The organism is Bacillus sp. ISL-57 (assembly GCF_018613135.1).
Classification (GTDB): Bacteria; Bacillota; Bacilli; order Bacillales; family DSM-1321; genus Peribacillus; species Peribacillus frigoritolerans.
This window is the reverse complement of sequence record NZ_JAGGQV010000002.1, coordinates 863,992-885,480: the sequence shown is the minus strand read 5'-3', so window position 1 is coordinate 885,480 and position 21,489 is coordinate 863,992. Positions and strand designations below refer to the sequence as shown.

Annotated in this window: 22 protein-coding genes; 11 read left to right on the top strand and 11 right to left on the bottom strand. The window is 40.6% G+C overall.

Annotated elements, in window-relative coordinates; genetic code table 11:
* Positions 1-107: 107 nt before the first annotated feature.
* A complete protein-coding gene (gene proC / locus J7I90_RS07570) occupies positions 108-914 on the top strand; it encodes a pyrroline-5-carboxylate reductase (RefSeq protein WP_214769959.1) in 807 nt (268 codons plus the stop codon).
* A gap of 83 nt (positions 915-997) precedes the next feature.
* Positions 998-2,365: an FAD-binding oxidoreductase gene (locus tag J7I90_RS07565; RefSeq protein ID WP_214769956.1), complete on the top strand. Its 1,368-nt coding sequence runs from the start codon at positions 998-1,000 to the stop codon at positions 2,363-2,365.
* Positions 2,366-2,622: 257 nt separating this feature from the next.
* Here J7I90_RS07565 and ald read toward each other — a convergent pair whose 3' ends face one another.
* The 6 genes from ald to J7I90_RS07535 all read right to left on the bottom strand — a co-directional run bounded on the left by ald (position 2,623) and on the right by J7I90_RS07535 (position 9,056).
* The gene (ald, locus tag J7I90_RS07560) at positions 2,623-3,756 is read right to left on the bottom strand and encodes an alanine dehydrogenase (RefSeq protein WP_053533925.1); all 1,134 of its coding nucleotides are present in this window, start codon (positions 3,754-3,756) and stop codon (positions 2,623-2,625) included.
* A gap of 171 nt (positions 3,757-3,927) precedes the next feature.
* Positions 3,928-4,749, bottom strand: a complete 822-nt coding sequence (locus tag J7I90_RS07555) for an EcsC family protein (protein WP_214769953.1) — start codon at positions 4,747-4,749, stop codon at positions 3,928-3,930.
* Between the two features lie 52 nt (positions 4,750-4,801).
* Positions 4,802-6,058, bottom strand: coding sequence for a PucR family transcriptional regulator (locus J7I90_RS07550; RefSeq protein ID WP_214769951.1), 1,257 nt, complete (start codon positions 6,056-6,058; stop codon positions 4,802-4,804).
* Positions 6,059-6,186: 128 nt separating this feature from the next.
* Positions 6,187-7,185 (bottom strand): inorganic phosphate transporter, encoded by a 999-nt coding sequence (locus J7I90_RS07545; RefSeq protein ID WP_214769949.1) that lies wholly within the window; start codon positions 7,183-7,185, stop codon positions 6,187-6,189.
* A gap of 15 nt (positions 7,186-7,200) precedes the next feature.
* Positions 7,201-7,821, bottom strand: coding sequence for a DUF47 domain-containing protein (locus J7I90_RS07540; protein ID WP_034315087.1), 621 nt, complete (start codon positions 7,819-7,821; stop codon positions 7,201-7,203).
* A gap of 236 nt (positions 7,822-8,057) precedes the next feature.
* A complete protein-coding gene (locus J7I90_RS07535) occupies positions 8,058-9,056 on the bottom strand; it encodes an inorganic phosphate transporter (RefSeq protein WP_214769947.1) in 999 nt (332 codons plus the stop codon).
* Positions 9,057-9,449: 393 nt separating this feature from the next.
* Here J7I90_RS07535 and J7I90_RS07530 point away from each other — a divergent pair, with 393 nt between their 5' ends.
* Entirely contained in the window at positions 9,450-10,280 is an 831-nt protein-coding gene (locus J7I90_RS07530) for an aldo/keto reductase (RefSeq protein ID WP_214769945.1), read from the top strand.
* A gap of 472 nt (positions 10,281-10,752) precedes the next feature.
* Positions 10,753-11,007, top strand: a complete 255-nt coding sequence (locus J7I90_RS07525) for a GlsB/YeaQ/YmgE family stress response membrane protein (protein ID WP_170946860.1) — start codon at positions 10,753-10,755, stop codon at positions 11,005-11,007.
* A gap of 241 nt (positions 11,008-11,248) precedes the next feature.
* Here the strand turns inward: J7I90_RS07525 and J7I90_RS07520 are convergent, their stop codons facing one another.
* On the bottom strand, positions 11,249-11,404 hold the full coding sequence (locus tag J7I90_RS07520) for a hypothetical protein (protein ID WP_214769942.1): 156 nt from the start codon (positions 11,402-11,404) through the stop codon (positions 11,249-11,251).
* 53 nt (positions 11,405-11,457) lie between these two features.
* Positions 11,458-12,369 (bottom strand): RluA family pseudouridine synthase, encoded by a 912-nt coding sequence (locus J7I90_RS07515; protein WP_251025130.1) that lies wholly within the window; start codon positions 12,367-12,369, stop codon positions 11,458-11,460.
* A 232-nt stretch (positions 12,370-12,601) separates the two neighbouring features.
* Here J7I90_RS07515 and J7I90_RS07510 point away from each other — a divergent pair, with 232 nt between their 5' ends.
* Positions 12,602-13,009 (top strand): DUF5365 family protein, encoded by a 408-nt coding sequence (locus J7I90_RS07510; protein ID WP_214769939.1) that lies wholly within the window; start codon positions 12,602-12,604, stop codon positions 13,007-13,009.
* 66 nt (positions 13,010-13,075) lie between these two features.
* Here J7I90_RS07510 and J7I90_RS07505 read toward each other — a convergent pair whose 3' ends face one another.
* Complete coding sequence (locus tag J7I90_RS07505; RefSeq protein ID WP_214769937.1) at positions 13,076-13,546, bottom strand: thioredoxin family protein; 471 nt, start codon at positions 13,544-13,546, stop codon at positions 13,076-13,078.
* A gap of 124 nt (positions 13,547-13,670) precedes the next feature.
* Positions 13,671-13,970, bottom strand: a complete 300-nt coding sequence (locus J7I90_RS07500; RefSeq protein ID WP_251025129.1) for a disulfide oxidoreductase — start codon at positions 13,968-13,970, stop codon at positions 13,671-13,673.
* 190 nt (positions 13,971-14,160) lie between these two features.
* Here J7I90_RS07500 and J7I90_RS07495 point away from each other — a divergent pair, with 190 nt between their 5' ends.
* The 3 genes from J7I90_RS07495 (at position 14,161) to J7I90_RS07485 (ending at position 18,280) form a co-directional block, all read left to right on the top strand.
* On the top strand, positions 14,161-15,708 hold the full coding sequence (locus J7I90_RS07495; RefSeq protein ID WP_214769934.1) for a bifunctional GNAT family N-acetyltransferase/carbon-nitrogen hydrolase family protein: 1,548 nt from the start codon (positions 14,161-14,163) through the stop codon (positions 15,706-15,708).
* Positions 15,709-15,864: 156 nt separating this feature from the next.
* The gene (locus tag J7I90_RS07490) at positions 15,865-17,595 is read left to right on the top strand and encodes a phospho-sugar mutase (protein WP_214769932.1); all 1,731 of its coding nucleotides are present in this window, start codon (positions 15,865-15,867) and stop codon (positions 17,593-17,595) included.
* A gap of 157 nt (positions 17,596-17,752) precedes the next feature.
* Positions 17,753-18,280 (top strand): NADPH-dependent FMN reductase, encoded by a 528-nt coding sequence (locus J7I90_RS07485; RefSeq protein WP_053533937.1) that lies wholly within the window; start codon positions 17,753-17,755, stop codon positions 18,278-18,280.
* Positions 18,281-18,410: 130 nt separating this feature from the next.
* Here J7I90_RS07485 and J7I90_RS07480 read toward each other — a convergent pair whose 3' ends face one another.
* On the bottom strand, positions 18,411-18,653 hold the full coding sequence (locus J7I90_RS07480; protein ID WP_048689737.1) for a YhdB family protein: 243 nt from the start codon (positions 18,651-18,653) through the stop codon (positions 18,411-18,413).
* Between the two features lie 132 nt (positions 18,654-18,785).
* Here J7I90_RS07480 and J7I90_RS07475 point away from each other — a divergent pair, with 132 nt between their 5' ends.
* The 3 genes from J7I90_RS07475 to J7I90_RS07465 all read left to right on the top strand — a co-directional run bounded on the left by J7I90_RS07475 (position 18,786) and on the right by J7I90_RS07465 (position 21,245).
* Positions 18,786-19,754 (top strand): M14 family zinc carboxypeptidase, encoded by a 969-nt coding sequence (locus tag J7I90_RS07475; RefSeq protein ID WP_214769930.1) that lies wholly within the window; start codon positions 18,786-18,788, stop codon positions 19,752-19,754.
* 49 nt (positions 19,755-19,803) lie between these two features.
* Positions 19,804-20,124 (top strand): DUF3889 domain-containing protein, encoded by a 321-nt coding sequence (locus J7I90_RS07470; protein ID WP_214769928.1) that lies wholly within the window; start codon positions 19,804-19,806, stop codon positions 20,122-20,124.
* A 239-nt stretch (positions 20,125-20,363) separates the two neighbouring features.
* Positions 20,364-21,245, top strand: coding sequence for a radical SAM/SPASM domain-containing protein (locus J7I90_RS07465; protein ID WP_034315057.1), 882 nt, complete (start codon positions 20,364-20,366; stop codon positions 21,243-21,245).
* Positions 21,246-21,489 lie beyond the last annotated feature (244 nt).

Here is a 21,489-nt window from a genome sequence, read left to right as displayed (position 1 = left end):
AGAAACCACCAAATCCTTCCTGATTAATATCTCCAACGTGTTTCCATTTATCATATCCGATATAATAAAGTGGAACATAGATGAACTTATGATTGGAAGTGTAAGATTTGAATAAAAAAATCGGGTTTATTGGATGCGGCAAAATGGGTGAGGCAATGCTTGAGGGCATGCTGCTTGCAGAGGTCATCTCACCTGAAGGAATCATGGTCAGTACCGCGAGTGCGGAGACCAAAACTAAAATCACCACGAAATATAACGTTAAAGGTACTTTGGATAATAAAGAGGTTGCCGGTTTTGCCGATTTTCTTTTTCTAGGAATCCAACCTGCCATGCATAAGCTAGTGCTTGAAGAAGTGAAGAATCACGTTAAAGAAGACGCCGTTATCATTACTATGGCAGCTGGAATCACTGTATCTCTAGTTGAGAACAGCTTCGAAAAAAGAGTGAAGGTTGTCCGGACGATGCCAAACACTCCTTCGCTTGTCGGCGAGGGCATGACTGCCATGTGCATCAATGATGAAATTACCGAAGCTGATATTGAGAATGTGACTGCACTGCTGAATAGTTTCGGTAAAACGGAAATCCTGCATGAAGATTTGATGGACGCAGTACCGGCCATCAGCGGTTCGTCACCTGCTTATGTTTATATGTTCATCGAGGCGCTGGCTGATGGAGGGGTCCGTGATGGCATTCCACGAAAACAAGCATACCGAATGGCAGCACAAGCTGTAATGGGAGCTGCTAAAATGGTACTGGAAACGGAAAGACATCCTGCTGCTTTAAAGGATGATGTCTGCACCCCAGGCGGGTCAACGATATCTGCGGTTGCGGCTTTAGAAGAGAATCAGCTAAGATCCAGCATTCTGCAAGCAATGAAGGCCTGCACGGATAAAACGAAAGGTTTCAGTAAATGAAGAAAGGTGGATTGCCTATTAGGGCAATCTCATTCGTGGAATATTTTCGGAATGTTTGGAGAAAAGGGGGGGGGGCTGTAATAATGAAAGGTTATATAGAAGAATTAAGGAAGATACTTTCGGAAGAACAAGTAACGGTGAATGAAACTTTATTGGAACAGCACAGCCATGATGAATCATATCACACCCCGCATTTACCCGATATGATCATATATCCAAGGGATACAGCAGAAGTAAGTGCAGTCATGCGTTATGCGAATGAGCATGAAATACCAGTCATTCCTTTTGGGTTAGGATCAAGTTTGGAGGGGCATGTCGTTCCAGTCAAAGGTGGTATTTCCCTGGATTTGTCCTTGATGAATCAACTATTGGAAATCAGGGAAAATGATTTCCTTGTTAAGGTCCAGCCGGGTGTGACAAGGACGCAACTCAATAAAGAATTAAAAAAATACGGTTTGTTCTTTTCCGTCGATCCTGGCGCCGATGCTACATTGGGTGGGATGGCAGCTACGAATGCAAGTGGGACGACCTCGGTCAAATATGGGATAATGCGCGATCAAGTCAGGGATCTGGAAGTGGTTTTAGCAAACGGTGAAGTGATTCATACCGGAAGCCTAGCGACAAAATCATCTTCAGGCATTCATTTGAATGGCTTGTTTGTCGGCTCTGAAGGTACGCTGGGTGTATTTACTGAACTGACATTGAAGGTATATGGCATCCCTGAAGTCACAATGGCCGGAAGAGCCTCATTTCCAACCGTCGAACAGGCAGTATCTGCGGTTAATGGGATCATGCTTGCTGGAATCCCGATTGCACGAATTGAATTGGTGGATGCCGAGTCCATAAAAAAAGTTAATCAATTCATGGACAAATCCTATGATGTCCAACCAACTCTATTCCTCGAGTTTCATGGGAATTTTGCCGGACTGGAACAGGATGTCAAATTTGCCAAGGAAATCGTGAGTGATTTTGGCTGTGGAGATATCCAGTTTGAAACCGATTCAAAAGCACGGAACGCCTTATGGGAAGCGCGCCATAATCTCGCGTACGCATTCATTCACAGTGCACCTGGAAAAAAGCTGATGGTGACCGACGTAAGTGTGCCTCTACATGAATTATCGAATGCCATACTGGATACAAGGAAGAAAGTCGAACAATCCAATGTGGAGGGGGCGATTGTAGGACATGTAGGTGACGGGAATTATCACGTATTGTTCATGATTGATTTAAAAAATCCTGAAGAAGTTAAAGAAGCGAAGAGGTTAAATGAAGAAATCGTCGAATATGCATTAACAAAAGGCGGTACATGTACGGGTGAACATGGGGTAGGACTTGGAAAATCGAAGTATCAGCGAAGGGAGCACGGAGCTGCTTACGAAGTGATGAAAACGATCAAACAGGCTTTGGATCCGAAAGGAATAATGAATCCTGGAAAGATTTTCGTAGATTAAGAGGAATATACTATTTTTGTATGATTAGTAAGAACATCAACCGGGAAAGGGCAGACTTGATCAAGAAGTGGAATATTTTTTAACTATCCTGGAGAAACCGCCCATCCGAGCAGATAATCCAACCCATATGAGGATAATTCGACCCTTGTGCGGAATATCCCGGCCTGATCCAGATAACGTACGAAGAAGCTCAGCTTCATTGAGGCCCTCGTCCAAAAAAATAAGACTCCAGACAAGATACTGGAGTCTTATTTATATTAAGCGTTAATGTTATTCGGGTTTAAGGCGTTTTCAACACTTACGTAATTGTAGCCAAGGTCTGTGGCAACTGCTTCGAACGTGATTTCACCGTTCGCCACATTGACGCCTTTTGCAAGAGCGTCATTTTCAAGGATCGCTTTGATGGCACCTTTATTTGCAATTTGAAGTGCAAATGGGACTGTTACGTTAGTTAAAGCTACTGTAGAAGTTTGAGGCACTGCCCCTGGCATATTCGCCACTGCATAATGAACTACTCCATGTTTAACATAAGTAGGGTTATCATGTGTTGTTATGTGGTCGACCGTTTCAAAGATACCGCCTTGGTCGATTGCAACATCGACAATGACTGAACCTGGAGACATCGATTTAACCATTTCTTCAGTAACGAGCTTAGGAGCTTTAGCACCTGGTATCAATACGGCACCGATTACTAAATCGGCATCTTTGACTGCTTCTGCAATATTATAAGGGTTGGAAATGAGTGTAGTCAGTTCATTTCCGAAAATATCATCAAGCTGACGCAGGCGGTCAGGACTTAAGTCAAGAATGGTAACATCTGCGCCTAAACCAATAGCGATTTTAGCAGCATTCGTTCCAACCATTCCTCCGCCGATTACCGCGACTTTACCGCGTTTAACTCCAGGAACTCCGCTTAAGAGTATTCCTTTACCGCCGTTATTTTTTTCAAGGAACTGAGCACCGATTTGTGCAGCCATGCGGCCTGCAACTTCACTCATTGGTGTCAATAATGGAAGTGTGCGGTTTACTGCAACCGTTTCATAAGCAATGGCCAAGACACCGCTTTCTTTTAGTGCCTGAGCTAGTGCCGGTTCTGCCGCAAGATGTAAATATGTGAAAAGGATTAAATCTTTTCTGAAATATTTATATTCAGATGAGATAGGTTCTTTTACTTTCATGATCATTTCTGTACTTGCCCAAACGCTAGCAGCGTCCTCGACTATAACAGCACCAGCTTCTTGATATGCTTCATTTGTGAAACTGCTTCCTAGACCTGCGTTCATTTCGATTAATACTTCATGTCCTGCATTGACTAATGCCACGACCCCAGCTGGAGTGATAGCTACACGATTTTCATTGTTTTTAATCTCTTTTGGAATGCCTATTCTCATCTTAATCCCTCCAATAATATGTTTTACTATTTGTATCACAAGTATAGTTGGAAAAAGAAACAGTTAGTATGTGGAAATCAGAAAAATGAAAAAGGTGTATTTGTGGAATTCCACAAACGCAGTTTCAAAAACCATGGACTTGCGAGGATCAAGACCTTTGTATAGCTGAAATCAATTCTTTGCAATAGGTTCTTGAATGCGCTCTAAAATCCTTCTTTTCTTGTAAAGCATGATTCCCGTATCGGCGATATCGGCAATCATCGAACGATTTGTAATGGCGCCAAATATTATTCCGGCAACAGGAACCATTTGCAAAAGCTTTTTCCAGCCAAACTGATCGCGGTATGTATAAACGACTTCTTTCCATCCCTGGAGTTCGGATGCTATTTCCCTTTTTGATTGGGAATCAGTCTGGTTCATTTTCGACAATTCATTTAATAGAGCCTTTTTGCCGACAACATCCGATGTTGTAAATTGCAGACATTTGACGATGAATATACGTTCTTGGCGGTCCCTGGGATTGAAGCCATATGTAATGGCAATATCCTGAAGGGTTTTGATGGACATCCCGAGAAGAAGCGGGATGTCGATGGCCAAGGTGAAGATTCCGCCAATCCCGGTAGTGGCACCTTGAACCGTTGCCAATTTGCTGCCTGAAGTTTTAATATCCTGACTCACGCTATCCATGATTTGGAGGGGAATGCTTGAAACATCTTCCAAATCATTAATATTCAACTCGGGAACCTTGGCTTGCAGCTGACTTAGAATATGGGCTTCTTTCGTTAAATATTTTCCGCCATTCTGAATATAGCTGCCGATTTCATCAATCATGACACCCAATTTTTTTTGAATGAAGTCCGGTGTCAACTTATCCAATAGCTTGAAGGGGATGCGCCCAATCCGTTCCCAAAACCATAGTCCTTTCTGATCTTTCTCCCATTTTTCAATGATTGTTAATTCTTTTTCAAGTTCTTCTTTTGTTTCTAATTTCATATGATCAACCTTTCCACACTTCTTTTAGTATTCCATATCTGGGAATATATCATTAATTTTTTTTGGAAAATTCATCATATTGATTAAGTTTAATGTTAAGAAAGAGGGACATTTTTTGAATTGGGTCTTTTAATCGAATATTTCCCACTTCAGAGATTCTTTTTAATCGGTAATTCAATGTATTTACATGGATATGAAGATTTTTTGAAGCTTCATTTGGGTTGCAGTCTTTCTCTAGATAGACGGTGAGTGTTTGCAGCAATTCCGTCTGGTTCTTCATATCGTATGCTTTAAGTTTAAGGATGGAAGGATGAACACGGCGCTGTTTGTTGCTCGCGAGTGATTCAATCATTTGAAACATGCCAAGTTCTTCATAATGTAAAATGAGTGCCATGTCATCAGGGAATATATTCTTCATTTTTAGGGTGTATAGAGCTTCTTCGTAACTTGATTTAACATCCATTAAGTTCTTATACATATTGCCAGCCGTTCCAAGGATGTGCTCAACACCGAAACGCCGTTTCATCTCCAGAATGAAAAAAGGAATGAACTCATAAATCGATGAAGTGAAAGAAGGGCTGTTTTCCTGGTTGGCTCCCGCGAAAAGAATGAGCTTGTTATGGTCAATGGCAAATAAGGAACTGTTTATCTTTTGAGTGGTCGTTAACATGTATGAAATGTAGCGCTCCACTTCGCGATTGATCTCTTTAGGAAATTCGAATACCAATATGGAAAAAACCACTGGAACATGGATTGAGAATTTCTTGTAATTTTCAATTATTTCCGATTCTTCTTGGTAGTGCCCGGTCAACATGCGCCAAAGGAACTCTTGGTGACCTGCTTCTTTCCTTTTCTTTTTCAATTGCAATTGCTGTAACTGGTTCTTTGCCTCCTTGGCAGCGAATTGCAGAAATTTCATATCTTCTTCGGTGAAAGGGTCATTTACTTCCAAGGCCCAAATGAATCCAAGTACTTCATTATTTTTCCGGATGGAAACCGCAACCCTGTTACCCAGACCGACATCATTGATGGCCCCGATTTTAATGGGGACATCTTCTTTCAATAACGCAGGGATGAAGCCATCTTTCCATAAACTGTTAATGACCTTTTCAGGGACACGTCTTCCGATTATGGTCATGATACGGGCCTGATCCGTAGTATCATCGTGAGTGCTATAAGCAAGTAAGCGGTGGTTACCATCCTCGATTGTAATGGGGCAACCTAAAACAGAACTGATTCTATCGGCAAACTCCATCATATCTCCATAAAGGTCTTTAAAAATATCTCTATTTTTTTCGAATTCCTTCATTCTTATTTTGCCCCTCGCTAAAAAAATTCCTTCTCCTTGAATTTTAAACGATTTCCTATTGATAAGCATAGATAAATCCTTTATAAAACAGAAAATCCCTACCGATGGAAACCGGAAGGGATTTTATTTTAGAATAAGAAGTTAATTAAAAGATAAAGCAAACCAGCTAATGTTGCCGAGATGGGAATGGTAATGAACCAAGTGATGATCATTCTTTTTGCCGTTCCCCATTTTACGCCTTTAACACGATGCGCAGATCCAACACCAAGGATTGAAGACGAAATAACATGGGTTGTACTGACTGGCATGTGTATTACAGTCGCGCCGAAAATGATAAAGGCTCCGGTTAAATCGGCTGCAACACCATTGACCGGGCGGATTTTCATGATTTTGCCGCCAACTGTCTTAATGATTTTCCATCCGCCGACGGAAGTTCCAAGTCCCATTGCAAGCGCACAGGAGAACTGAACCCAGAAGGCGATATCGGTACTTGATGCATAACCATTTGCAATAAGGGCCATCGTGATGATACCCATCGCTTTTTGTGCGTCGTTCGTTCCGTGGGTATACGATTGAAGTGCAGCAGTAGCAATCTGTATAGTCCGGAATTTTTGGTTTGTTTTTGTCAGGTTATTGTTTTTAAAGACAACTTTAAAGATGCTGTATACGATAAACCCGATTACAAAAGCAATTAACGGGGAGAAGATCAAAGCTTGAAGAATTTTCATGAACCCTTCCCATTTAATTCCATCGAATCCCGCTGCAGCAATGGCTGCACCAGCAATCGAACCGATCAATGCATGGGAGGAACTGCTTGGTATTCCGTAATACCAGGTTAGAAGGTTCCATATGATAGCGGCAAGTAGAGCAGCCATAATTACATATGAACCATTCGGAAGCGTGAACGGATCCACGATATCCTTCGTTATGGTCTTCGCCACTCCAGTAAAAGTCATGGCACCGACGAAATTCATGACCGCTGCCATGATGATGGCATGCCTAGGCTTCAAGGCCTTTGTTGAAACGGCAGTCGCTATTGCATTGGCTGTATCATGAAAACCATTGATGAAGTCAAATGCTAAAGCAAAGAAAACGATTAATATTGTTATAATTAATAAAGTATCCATTTATTGGGGTACTCCTTAGGCGTTTTTCATTATGATTGTTTCAAGTGTATTGGCCACCGCTTGACAGTGATCGGCAATCTCTTCAAGGCTTTCGTAAATTTCTTTATATTGAATGATCCTGATTGGGTCTTTTTCAACTGTAAACAAGTTTTTGATTGATTGACGTTGGATTCCGTCACAAACTGATTCAAGATCTTTAATTTTGATTGCATGTTCACGTATCAATGGCAATTTTTTAGTGGATAGTGTATCGACGGCATTTTCAATCTCATACGTACACTGTTTGATTGCATCCACAAACTTAAGCATATACTCATCTGCATTGACAATTGAGTACATTTCGAATAATGCCGCACAGTGTTCCAAACCGTCTATGACATCATCCATTCTCATGGTTAATTCAAGGATATCCTCCCGTTCGATAGGAGTGATGAAAGCATTGTTCAGCTCTTTGATCACATTATGAACCATTGAATCGCCTTTATGCTCATAGTCTTTCATCGTATCTGAAAATACTTTTAGATCGGAGATGTTCTTGAGTTTATAATCCGCGAAATAGTCAGCACCTTCTTTAAGGTTTTGAGCGATGTTAAAAAGCATTACAGCGAATTTGTCTTTTTTTGATTTAAAAGCCATGTTAAAGCCTCCCAATTAGTCATGCAAATTTACGCACTTTAGTCGTACGCTTAGTATTAACAAATTGATTGTAACGAATTCATGTAGTATCCGGGAAGGTTTTTCGACGAAAATTTACAAAATCTTAATAAAACTTTACATAAAAAAACAAGGAAAATTAAAAAAAGGGAAAAACCTGCATTTATAAGGGGGTATTTGTAAAAAAAAGCCTTTCCGATATGGAAAGGCAAAAGGTTCTATAAAAATAAAGCAATCAAATAGTAAATGACACCAGCTAAGGAAGCGGAAATTGGCAATGTAATGAACCAAGTGACCAACATGTTTTTTGCCGTTCCCCATTTTACCCCTTTAATGCGGTGCGCAGAACCGACCCCAAGTATTGAAGAAGAAATGACATGAGTCGTGCTGACCGGCATATGCATGAAGGTTGCACCGAAAATGATCGCTGCTCCAGTCATATCGGCAGCCACACCATTAACCGGGCGGATTTTCATTATTTTACCGCCAACGGTTTTGATGATCTTCCAACCTCCGATCGATGTACCAAGCGCCATGGCTATTGCGCAAGATAATTGTACCCAGAAAGGAACTTCAGAGGTAGAGGCATATCCGTTAGCGATCAAAGCCATCGTGATGATACCCATGGATTTTTGAGCATCATTCGTTCCATGTGTATAAGACTGGATGGCCGCCGTGACAATTTGTATTCTCCTGAATCGTGTATTGGTTTTTCCTAAATTATTATTTTTGAATACTACCTTGAAGATACTATAAACAATGAATCCAAGCGTAAAGGCAAGGATGGGAGATAGGATCAATGCTTGTACAATTTTAGTGAATCCACTCCATTTAATAGCATCGAATCCACTGGCCACGATGGCCGCTCCAGCTATTGAACCAATGATCGCATGGGAGGAACTGCTTGGAATGCCAAAATACCAAGTGATTAAATTCCATATTATTGCCGAAATTAGTGCAGCAAGAATAACATAAGAACCATTATTCAATGTGAAAGGATCGACGATATCCTTTGTAATGGTATGCGCTACACCTGTAAAGGTCAGTGCTCCCAATAAATTCATGACCGCAGCCATGATGATTGCATGACGTGGTTTAAGTGCCTTGGTTGATACGGCTGTAGCGATGGCGTTAGCCGTATCATGGAAACCATTGATAAAGTCAAAGACCAAAGCAAAAATAATAATTAGCGCGGTTAAGATGAGAATGCTATTCATACATGGAGGACTCCCTTGATTTCAAGTATGTAAAGTGTATATAGATTTTGGCCGATGAATGGGCACAAGACAGCTTGCACTCCTCATTATATAGCATGGGAGTTTTAGTTTTGATTATTCTTAAAAGATGGCACCTTCTTTTTTACATGGTTTAAAGTCGAACTATACTATTGTAACGAATTACATACCTATTAGGATAGATATTTCGTCATTTTTTTACAAAATATTTAACTTAATGAATGATTAAAAAGAAAAATGTATCCTTTAATACATATAAATGGTATTTGAGTGTTGTTTTCGTTCAAGGGACTTTATAAATCCCGATGCTTATGGTTAGAAATAGAAGGTGGAGGGATGTATAATTGGTAAATAAAAGTAAGGGGGAATGATGGAATGATTTCGAATATTGGGGAAACGATCACCTTACATAATGGAGTTAAAATGCCACAGTTGGGTTTCGGTGTATTTAAAGTGAAAAACGGCAATGAAACGGTTGAGTCCGTCAAAAAAGCGGTCGAAGTCGGTTATCGTGCGATTGATACAGCGGCCATTTATGAAAATGAAGAAGGTGTAGGCCAAGCGATTCGGGAATGCGGAGTGCCACGTGAAGAATTGTTCATAACCTCCAAAGTGTGGAATACCGAGCAAGGATATGATACGACGCTCAAGGCATTTGAAGATAGTTTAAATCGACTTGGATTGGAATATTTGGATTTATACCTGATCCACTGGCCGGGAAAAGATAAATATCTGGAAACCTGGAGGGCCTTGGAGAAGCTTTATAAGGATGGAAAGGTGAAATCAATCGGTGTAAGTAATTTCCATGTTCATCATTTGGAAAATTTACTTGCAAACAGTGAAGTGAAGCCGGTCGTCAATCAAATTGAATTGCATCCACTTTTGACTCAAGTCGAAATTCGTGATTACTGTGCAAAACATGAAATAAAGGTAGAATCTTGGAGCCCGCTAGGCAGAGGGAACCTTTTGGAAGAGCCGACAATTAATCATATAGCAAAGAAGCACGGGAAAAGTCCCGCACAAGTGTTGATTAGATGGCATTTGCAACATGATCTAGTTGTAATACCTAAATCGATTACGCCGTCCCGTATCAAAGAAAATGCACAGGTATTTGATTTTTCATTGAGTTTAAATGAAATGAATCAAATAGATGCCTTGAACAAAAATGAACGTTTCGGCAGCAATCCCGATGAACTTATGTTCTAAAAAGAATACAGCAAATGAAAGGAGGGTGTCCCGATAATGGGGCACCCTTTTTCTTTTGTTTTATGAACATAATTGAGACGAATGCTGCTTATACTAACTATGTGACAAAGTTAAGCCTATGTTATACCCGTTTAAAATGTCCGATAATCCTGTTTTTGTTGCCAAATATTTTTAATGAAAATTAGGTTTTAGATTAATTAAACGGGGAAAATAATGAGTACAGCAGCAAACAAAAAGAAAAAATTCACTAACATGAGGATTGTTCAATCAGTTACTCAAGGGCTATAGCTAGCTAACACTACCCAATAACTAAAACATTCACATTCATTAGATATTGTGCGAATCGGCATCATACCATTTGAATGTAAAGGTTAAAAGTACTGAAAAAAGCATGGCAATATGGAAGTGATTTAATTTCTTGGAGTCTGCTGTAGAAAATGAAAAATAACTAATTTGAAGGAGGAAATAAATTATGGGATTTTTATGGTCATTAATTATCGGAGGTATCATCGGTTGGTTAGCAGGTATGATTGTTGGACGTGACGTACCATTTGGAATTATCGGTAACATTATCGCTGGTTTTGTTGGTGCATGGTTAGGTTCATTAATTCTTGGGAACTGGGGACCTTCAGTGGCAGATTTTGCTATAATTCCAGCGTTGATTGGTGCAATCGTATTTGTCTTCATCTTAAGCCTTATCTTAAAAGGCATGAGAAAAGCTTCATAAAAACAAAAATAAAGCTGGCCCAAGTGGCCAGCTATTTTTTATGCCAAAATGGATTTCGTCCTGAATTGCGAATAATCAATCCATTGAGGTGAAATATCCGACCAACATGCAGAAAATCCGTACGCTGAAAAAAATAAAAGCGACAATTTCGGATTAATATTAATGAGGAAATTAGAACACCGTCCGAAACGGAATGGTGTTTCAGACTGAATTCGAATTAATTGATTTTGCAAAAGAAATGTTAATTTCCTCTCCAGCCACTCGCTTTCCGCGGGCGGTCCGGGAAGCCTCCTCGGCGCTTTGCGCCTGCGGTGTCTCCCCTGGACACGTATTCCCGCAGGAGTCTCGTACCGTCCGTTCCAATCAACTTTGTTTTATCTTTTAGATAGAGCCCCATTTGTCTACACACAGGAACACCTTCCGAAATGGCACGGTGTTTTTTATTTCTGTTTAAATGTTGAGGTCGAATATTTCAGGTCTATCAATGAAAGGAGCTTCAACGATCATTTTTTCTTCTGAAATGGGATGGGTGAATTCGATTTTCCTTGCATGCAGGGCTTGACGTGGAAATGTCTTTTTTCCGCCATACAACGTGTCTCCGGCCAAGGGATGGTTCAAATGACTGAAATGCACCCTGATCTGGTGGGTTCGGCCGCTTTCCAGGGTGCAGCTGACGAGGGTCAAGTTTTTCTTGGAATCACGGTTGATCACCCGATAATGGGTGACTGCCGTCTGGCCAGTTGGGGAAACCCTTCGTCTAGTGGCATGGTGGCGGTCACGTCCAATTTTTTCTTTGATTTCGCCTTTATCCTTTTTAATGTTTCCTTCGACTAATGCTAGGTACGTCCGTTTGATTTCCCTTTCTTCCAACATTCTATCCAGCATGGACCCAATGAGGCGGTTTTTGGCAAAAAGGACCGCACCGGTGGTATCTTTATCAAGCCTATGAATATGCTTGATCATACAGTTCTGGCGGTTTTTTTGAAGATGGTGCGCTACCCCATTGAGGAGGGAGTGTGCATCACCCGGTTGAGAAGGGTGGGTTTCCATTCCAGCCGGCTTATTGGCTATCAACAACACATCATCTTCATATAAGATGGTAATTCCTAAGTCTGCGGCTTGAACTGTTTCATTTTCAGCGTGATCCAATAAGGGGATGCTGATCGTATCTCCTTCATTGAGGATAGTTGACCAGGTGACGTAATTCCCGTTCATTGTCACTTCTTTACTCATCCTCCATTCATGCACTAATTTTTTCGGGGCCTGCCAACGCTCCCTGAAAAGCTTTTCCAATGTTAATCCATTCCAACTTTGAAGAACATCAATTATTAAATGTTGGTTAGTTATTTTGAAATTTTCCAATTTAACTCCTACTTTCGACTCGTTTGGTTGTGCATAAATGAAAAAAATCTATAATAATTACGGATAAGGTGTAAAAAACTAACCTTGGGCCTATTGCTAAGATTTTCAGTGGTGGAAATTACCACATATTTTTTACAATATTTATGTTATTCTATGGGGAAAGAAATCCCTTGTCCTAGAATATACATATAATAGATAGGTCTAACGGATCTGAAAAAAGGTGGTTTTTTTAGTGAAGACGGTCTTTTCTTCAACGGAAGAACAAGAGCAAGAAATAGCGAGTCTCGTGTCTCGTTTCTACGAATCTGTATTTCCAAAGTACTTTACGGAAAGTGAAATCCTTCATTTTCGTGAGATTGGCGTTTTAGAGCCCAATCAAAGTTCTGTTACTTACTTGGCAACATTAAGAGACGCATTTCAAGTGATGACATGTCTTCAAGTCCTTATGTCGATATTAGACAACCAAAAGAGGGTGATGGAACCTAAGTCTGAAGAATTGTTCCAACATAACATCACTCTATTGAATGAATGCGGAATATTCTTCCCCTTTTATTATGACCATTTTTCAAGTATAAACCTCGAAGCGAATAATGATATGCAGATGATGGACATCCAGGTGGCGAATCAATATTTAGTATAAGGTAAAAAAAATGAGCCGGCTATAACGGGAGAAGCATTTCCGTTAGGGCCGGCTATTTTTTCATCCTTAATTAATATCGTGGTCCTCGAACCATTTCTCGAACGTTACTTCATCTTTAAATCCGACGATTCGTTCTTGTTCTTCCCCATTTTTATAGTGGACGATGGTCGGGGTCTTTTTGATGCCATAGTCGCTCCATCCTTGTTCAAACTCCAAAAGATTGAATTGAACAAGATCAATACCCAATTTCTCTGCCAAAGGTGCCACGACTGGTGTGGTTTTTTGACTGATTGAGTTCGTAGGACTATAGAAATAAACGGTCACGTCTTTACTATCTTGGAGGTCCTGCTCCAACTCTACAGGAAGAATCAAATTTTGATAATTGGGGTCATCCAGCTGATCGACAGTAGCGGGTTTAAGCTTATCCTTGCCGTATGGATTTCCTTTTGATTTTTCTTCTTTTTTCAAGTTTGTAAAAACGCCCAGCAGGACAAAAAGGGCGACGATTATCACTAAAAATATAGCCATTTTCTTCATTAAGCTGCAACCTCCTTGGATCTTGTCCATACGATGTAAAAATAATGACGAATGCAGTCAAGGCTAGAACGTGATGGTGATGAAACCAATACGTTTATATATTGTCCTGTACCTGGAACCCTTCTCATGCAAGGGTGTGGTCGGGAAAGAATGAATCCTTTTGTATCAAGTAATGGTACGTGGAAATGAATGCACCGATAGCGGATAATATCATGGTATAAGAACTGATCCAATAATCTTTTCGAATGATTGCAATTCCTGATATGATCGTAAAAGGATACATGATGATCCGCTGATACCAACAGAGTGCACAAGGTTCGTATTGCTTAATTTCAGAAAAATATAAGCTTCCAAACATCGCAATGATGGACGCAGCCCCGGCTGCAATTAATAAGTTTTCCACACTGCGTTTTGTATTGTTCATGGTTCCTCTTCCCCATCTCTTTTTACTCTCATGAAAAGTATAGTATGTAAGGACCGCGTCTGTAAAATATATATTCTTTTAACGGACATTCAGAATGTTATTATTTGAAATCAATGGGTAGGTTCGGTTGTTTTAATTTTTGAATAAGGGGTATAATTCTTATGGAAGAGATTAAAGGAGTCTGAGGAAAATGCCGAATTTGGACCTGCATAAATATGAAAAAATAATGGAAATACGTAATATGAGGCTAGAAGACATAGATGAAATAATTGCTTTGCAGTCGAGTTGCTTTCCGGGAATGGTTCCCTGGAAGCGAGAACAGCTTGAGAGCCATCTGGCAATTTTTCCAGAAGGGCAGTTTGTGGCTGAATATGATGGAAAAGTGATTGGCTCATGTTCCAGCCTCATTATTAATTTTGACGAATATGATGATCGTCATACATGGGATGATGTAACAGATAATGGATACATCACGAATCATAATCCGGACGGTTATAATTTATATGGAATCGAGGTCATGGTCCATCCTGAGTTCCGCAGGATGAAAATTGGTCAAAGACTATATGATTCAAGGAAAGAACTTGTTGCCCAATTAAATTTAAAAAGCATCATTATCGGGGGCAGGATCCCCAATTACCATAAACATGCGGAGGAACTGTTACCAAGGGATTATGTAAAAGAAGTTCAATTGCACAAAATATATGATCCGGTTCTTTCGTTCCAGCTTTTAAATGGGTTCACGCTTATGAGGATCAATCCGAATTATTTGCCGGACGATCTGCAATCCAATAAGTATGCTACTCTCATGGAGTGGAATAACGTTGACTATCAGCCGAAAACAAAACGTTATTATAAAACATCGGAACCGGTAAGGATTTGCGTCGTGCAATACATGCTGCGTAAAATCGATTCATTCGATGACTTCGCTAACCAAGTCGAATATTTCACCGACGTTGCTTCGGATGCCAATGCGGATTTCGCCGTGTTCCCGGAATTGTTCACAACCCAGCTTATGTCTTTCTTGAATGAAAGATCACCAAGCTTGGCTGTCAGGAAACTGTCGGATTTCACGGAGCAGTACATTGAATTGTTTACCACTTTAGCTGTAAGGTATAACGTCAATATAATCGGAGGTTCGCATTTCGTTAAAGAAGATGATGATAATATCTATAATATCGCTTATTTATTCCGTCGCGATGGAACGATTGAAAAGCAATATAAAATTCATATTACCCCGAATGAAAGAAAATGGTGGGGGATTAATGCAGGTGACCGCGTTCGTGTCTTTGATACGGATTGTGGAAAGATCGCCATACAAATTTGTTATGATATTGAGTTCCCGGAACTCGCCCGGATTGCGACCGACATGGGTGCCAAAATCATATTCACTCCATTTTGTACAGAAGACAGGCAAGGCTACCTGCGAGTTCGCTATTGTGCCCAGGCCCGTGCCGTGGAAAACCAAATTTATACCGTCATTTCCGGAACGGTCGGGAATCTCCCACAAACGGAAAATATGGATATCCAATATGCCCAATCGGGAATCTTTTCTCCTTCGGATTTCGAATTTGCACGTGACGGCATAGTCGGGGAAACCAGCCCGAACCTTGAGATGGTCCTGATTGGCGATGTCGACTTAGAGATCTTAAGGCGGGAGCGTCAGTCCGGTACTGTAAAGCAATTGAAAGATCGCCGTCATGATATTTACCATCTGCATTACAAAGATGGCGAGAAATAAATAGGAAGAAAACAGCTCGTGATGTGAAGAACACTGGATTAGGTTCTTTTCATTACGAGCCTTTACTTCATTTATTGGAATAAATATGATAATTTTGTATATGTAAGGCAGATACATAATAATTACAAATAAGGCGTTTGGGAGGAGATGTTGGAGATGGATTGGAAATCTTTATACACTACTTGGGCAGGGTACCAGAATTTAAATGGGGAATTACGTGTCCTCCTTGAGGAAATGCAGCGGGATGAAGCACAACTCGAAGATGCCTTTTATAAAAATTTAGAGTTTGGAACAGGCGGAATGCGTGGGGAAATCGGAGCGGGAACGAACCGGATGAATCTTTATACTGTAAGGAAGGCAACGGTTGGGTTGGCTCAATATGTCTCTTCGTTTGGGGAAGAAGCAAAAGGAAGAGGGGCTGTAATCGCTTATGATTCAAGACATAAGTCCCCGGAATTTGCACTCGAAGCAGCTAAGACACTAGCTACATTTGGGGTGAAGGCTTATTTATTCGATGAATTGCGTCCAACTCCAGAATTGTCATTTGCGGTTCGCGAGCTGAATGCTTTTGCTGGAATCGTCATCACGGCGAGCCACAATCCGCCTGAATATAATGGTTACAAGGTTTATGGGTCAGATGGAGCACAATTGCCGCCGGAAGCAGCGGATCAGGTGATCGGCTATGTGAATGCCATTGAAAGTGAGCTTGAAATTCAGGTTGAAGAAGCTGAAGTCCTTAAAGGGCAGGGCCTCATCGAAATGATTGGGGAGGAATTGGACACTGCCTATAATCGTGAGCTGCTGACGGTTCCTGAGAATCCGCAGCTTGCCGAGGAAATAGATGTGTCAATCGTCTTTACGCCGCTTCATGGAACGGCAAATAAATCCGTCAGGCGGGCACTACGAAGCTTAGGGTATCAAAATTTGCATATCGTTAAGGAGCAGGAATTGCCGGATCCGGATTTTTCGACAGTTCAGTCTCCAAATCCAGAGGAACCAGCTGCATTTGAAATGGCCATCGAGCTTGGAAACAAGGTGGAGGCGGACTTATTGATAGCGACGGACCCAGATGCCGATCGGCTTGGAATTGCCGTTAAAAACGAGATGGGTCAATATGTTGTCCTGACTGGAAATCAAACAGGTGCACTTTTCCTGGACTATTTACTGTCCCAGAAAAAAGAGAAAGGTAAGATTCCCCAAAATGGAGTCGTCTTAAAAACCATCGTCACTTCGGAAATCGGGCGGACGATTGCCGAGTCATATGGCTTGAAGACGGTTGATGTACTTACCGGTTTTAAATTCATCGCCGAGAAAATAAATCAGTATCATGAAAGCGGGGAAAGTAGCTTCTTGTTCGGATATGAAGAAAGCTACGGTTATCTGATTAAAGACTTTGCACGTGATAAGGATGCCATTCAAGCTGCAGTGCTTGCTGTCGAGGTCTGTGCCCATTATAAAAAGCAGGGATTGACACTATATGAAGGGTTGCTGAATGTGTTTGAAAAGTACGGCTTTTACTTGGAAGGTTTGCGTTCATTGACTTTAAAGGGCATTGAGGGAGCGAAACAGATTCAAGGCATATTGAATCAATTCCGTCAAAATCCTCCTTCCCGAATAGCTGGCATTCCGGTAGTCATTGAAGAAGATTACCAAAGCGGCAAGAAGCGTACATTACTTTCAAATCATGAAGAATTGATCGAGCTTCCGAAATCAAATGTATTGAAATATTTCCTTGAGGATGGTACATGGGTTTGCCTGCGTCCTTCAGGCACCGAACCGAAAATTAAATTCTATTTTGGTGTCCAAGGTAAATCAATGCAAGAAGCTGAGTCCAAATTATCGGGAGTCATGGAAGATTTCATGAGCAAGATTGAAGCATTGGTTTAAATGTATGAAAGCTAAACGAAAGACTTCTTCGGTCTTTCGTTTTTTTTATGATTTTTGTAGAATGAAAAATCAAAATTCTAGGAATTTCCGTTTCGGTTTTGGTATACTGTATTGGCGACTGATCTCGGAAAACACGGGAATAATGGAGGTTTAATTCATGAAATTAGTAATCATTAATGGTTCACCACGTAAACAAGGGCGTACGGGGATTGCCTCACGCTACATATCCAAGAAATACGGAGCGGAACTAATTGATTTAAGCAATAGCGAAATCCCTTTATATTCAGGTGAAGGTGAGCAATATCAATTGGAAGTGATTCAAGGTCTCCGGAAAAGCATCGAGGAAGCTGATGGCGTAATTCTGACCACTCCGGAATATCATGGTTCCATGAGCGGAGCCTTGAAAAATGCCTTGGATTTTTTAAGCAGTGAACAATTCACGCATAAACCTGTCGCTCTATTGGCTGTCTCCGGCGGAGGAAAAGGCGGAATCAATGCCTTGAATTCAATGAGGACAGTGGGTCGAAGCCTTTATGCAAATGTGATCGCAAAACAATTGGTTCTTGATCCGCATTGCTTCGATTACGAAAATGATGGTTTATTTGAAGAGTCTGCGGTACTTGTTGAAGGTATGATCGAAGAGCTTAAAATGTATGCAACTGCATATGCTACAATGAAAAAATGATGAAATGAGGGTCAGGTATTGAATACCTGACCCTTCCTTGTTTTTATAGGGTTTCACCAGCCAAAGTTATATCCCCGATAATTAATCCTCTTGTATAAATTTTCCCGATTTGCAAAAACTATAGTTGATTTTAGCTTGGAAGTTCACTTAAATAATCACTTGTTTTTTCTGCCGCATGATCCAGATAACGAAGCAGTGCATACAGCTGGGATTGAACGATTTGATAATCATGCTCAAACCTATAAGCGTGCAAAAAATGTTCTATTTTTTTCGAAAGAAAGTGATCTTTCGTTCGAACCATCAATACTAACAAGCTGTCCCAATCAGAACGGTGTGTGTGAAACAATGCTTGATCATAATCCGCAATCCTCATGTTCTTCTCCCCCTTAATAAGGAGCTATTTGTATTTTGTTCAGATCTGACAGAACATTTCCTTACAATAAGTGGCGATGTATTTGGACCGCGGTTGTTGCTTTTTACCTGAATAAAAATAAAAGGTGAGTACATGAGAAAAATAATGGTAATCGGAATATTGGTGCTTCTTTTTTTCCCTGAACCATCGCTGGCGGCAGAAGTGTATTCCCCTGAACAGATGGAAATGGATTTGCAAAGAATCCAAAAGCAGTATGAATTGGACGTTCAAATAATCGGACAAACTGAAAAGGGGAAAAATATAAAGGCAGTCAGGTTAGGGAAAGGAAAAAAAACGATTTTGCTGGTGGGATCACATCATGGACGGGAATGGCTCAGTTCCATACTTTTAATGCGCATGCTTGAAGAGTATGCAGCCGCTTATCGAGCGGGCAAACCTGTTGGAGAATTTCCGTCGGAATCTTTGGATGAAGTGAGCATCTGGTTCATCCCGATGCTGAACCCAGATGGCGTGAGCATCCAGCAAGGAGATTTATCCAATTTAAATGTTCTTGAAAAGGCTGCAGTATGGAAAATGAACCAATATAGCACGAATTGGTCCCGGTGGAAAGCCAATGCTAAAGGCATTGATTTGAATAGGCAATATCCGGCTGGATGGAAAGAAGTCATGAGTCATGAAACAAAACCGACGTATCAATTTTATAAAGGCGGACAACCGCTGGAAGCAGCCGAAGTAAAAGCACTTACGGATTTCACGAAGGAGATCGATCCCCTTATTGCTGTTTCCTATCATACCTCAGGAAGGGAAATCTTTTGGCATTACAAAAATAAACGGAAAAATATGGCGAGAGATTATGGGATTGCCAAAAGGACTGCCGAAATGACGGGGTATGAATTGACCTTTCCGGAGAAAGAAGCGGTAGGAAGCGGATTTACTGATTGGTTCATAACAGAATTCAGCCGCCCGGGAATGACGATCGAACTTAGTTATTTAGTGAATGAAACCAATCCGCCGTTGACTGTGTTTCCTGAGGAATGGAAGAGGAATCGATTAGTTGGAATCATGCTTGTAAAAGAAGCGAAGCATCTGCATAACAACTGAACATTTTTACATAATAAGACTAAGCGGAAAGTATGAGGAGGAAAAGATTTTGAAAAAAGTCATCGTAATGCTAATGGGGATTTTTTTGATCATACAAGCAGGATCCATTTCAGCACAGGCCCAAAAACCTGATTATGAGAAATACGGAAAGATTGCGATTACGGTAGTGCAGGCAGATTATCCTGAAGTTGAGATTACCGACTACGAATATAAGGGCAGAAAAACTGTAGCGAAAAATCTCGTCGAAGACGCTTTCAGATTTTTGGTCGAGGATAAAGGTCGGGAGTTCAATGTCATCGTGACCGTACAACATGATTTGAAAAATGAAAAATTGCTTAGTTTGAAGGTCACGGAGCAAAAAGGAAAGTGAGATCATGACAAACCGGAATTCCAGGTAGGCATCTTACCGAACATCTTCACCTCGAGAAGATGTTTTTTTCTGATTTCTTTTAAAAGTTGTCCGGAAAAGGGGTTATCGGATTCGTTGTTAAAGGAAAGTGATTTCAATACCATCAGCTGCCATGAAGTTTTCATTGCATTTATGAGCAGCTAACCAGTATAGTTAGTATCAGATTGAAACAATAAGCTTGATTGTAGGGGTAGTAGAAAATGAGAAAGTTTAAGAAAGTTTATGTGGAAATTACGAATATATGTAATTTGAAGTGTAATTTTTGCCCAAGTTCCAGCTTGCAAAGGACCCTGAAATTCATGGATCCCGAAGGGTTTACGGATGTTATCAAGAAAATTAAACCACACACCGATCATATTTATTTTCATCTGATGGGTGAACCGTTTTTAAATAAAAATTTGGGTACATTCCTGGACATCAGTGCTGAAAATGACCTGAAGGTTAATATTACAACGAACGGTACTTTGATTCAAAAGGTCAAAGACAAGTTGCTCTCCAAAAAAGCCCTCCGGCAGGTGAATATATCACTTCATAGCTTTGAGGCAAACGATACGACCAATAGTCTTGACTCTTATGTCAGTAATATTGCCGATTTCATAAATGAAGCAAATGAAAAAAGTGAAGTGATTTGTGCCATTCGTTTATGGAATATGGATACGGCTGAATTAAAAGCGAGTAATGGCCTGAACGATGATATTCTGAGCATGCTGGAGGAGAAGCTTTCATTGGACATTCGCTTAAGTGAAGCTCTTCAGCAAAAGAATAATATTAAGTTAAGGGACCGGGTTTATATAAACATGGCCGAAAAATTCGAGTGGCCGGAATTGGACCGTGACATTATCGATGAAAATATTTTCTGCTATGCTCTTAGAGATCAGTTAGGTATCTTGGTGGATGGTACAGTCGTACCTTGTTGTTTGGATAGTGAAGGGAAAATACCGCTTGGAAATATATTCGAAACATCACTTGAAGACATTTTAAATGGTGAACGCGCTAAAAATATGTATGATGGTTTCTCAAGAAGATGTGCAGTGGAAGAATTATGTAAAAGATGTGGCTACGCAAAGCGTCATAAAAAGTAAATGAAGGAAAACTACGGAGTTCATTTCTTGGTTTCAGACTGCAGACAAACTCGATGAATCAGTTTGTCTGCAGTTTTTTTATTAGAAAAATTCAGGTGTTTGCAGAAATCCGCTCCCTTTCCGCCGATTGTTTGCCAAGCCGCATCAAATCAAGCGTCTGTGGGGTCTCGGCTAGCCGGTAAATTCGGCAGGAGCGTCGCAAATTTCTTCAATCCAACGAGATTAGGCAGTAATAAAACATGAA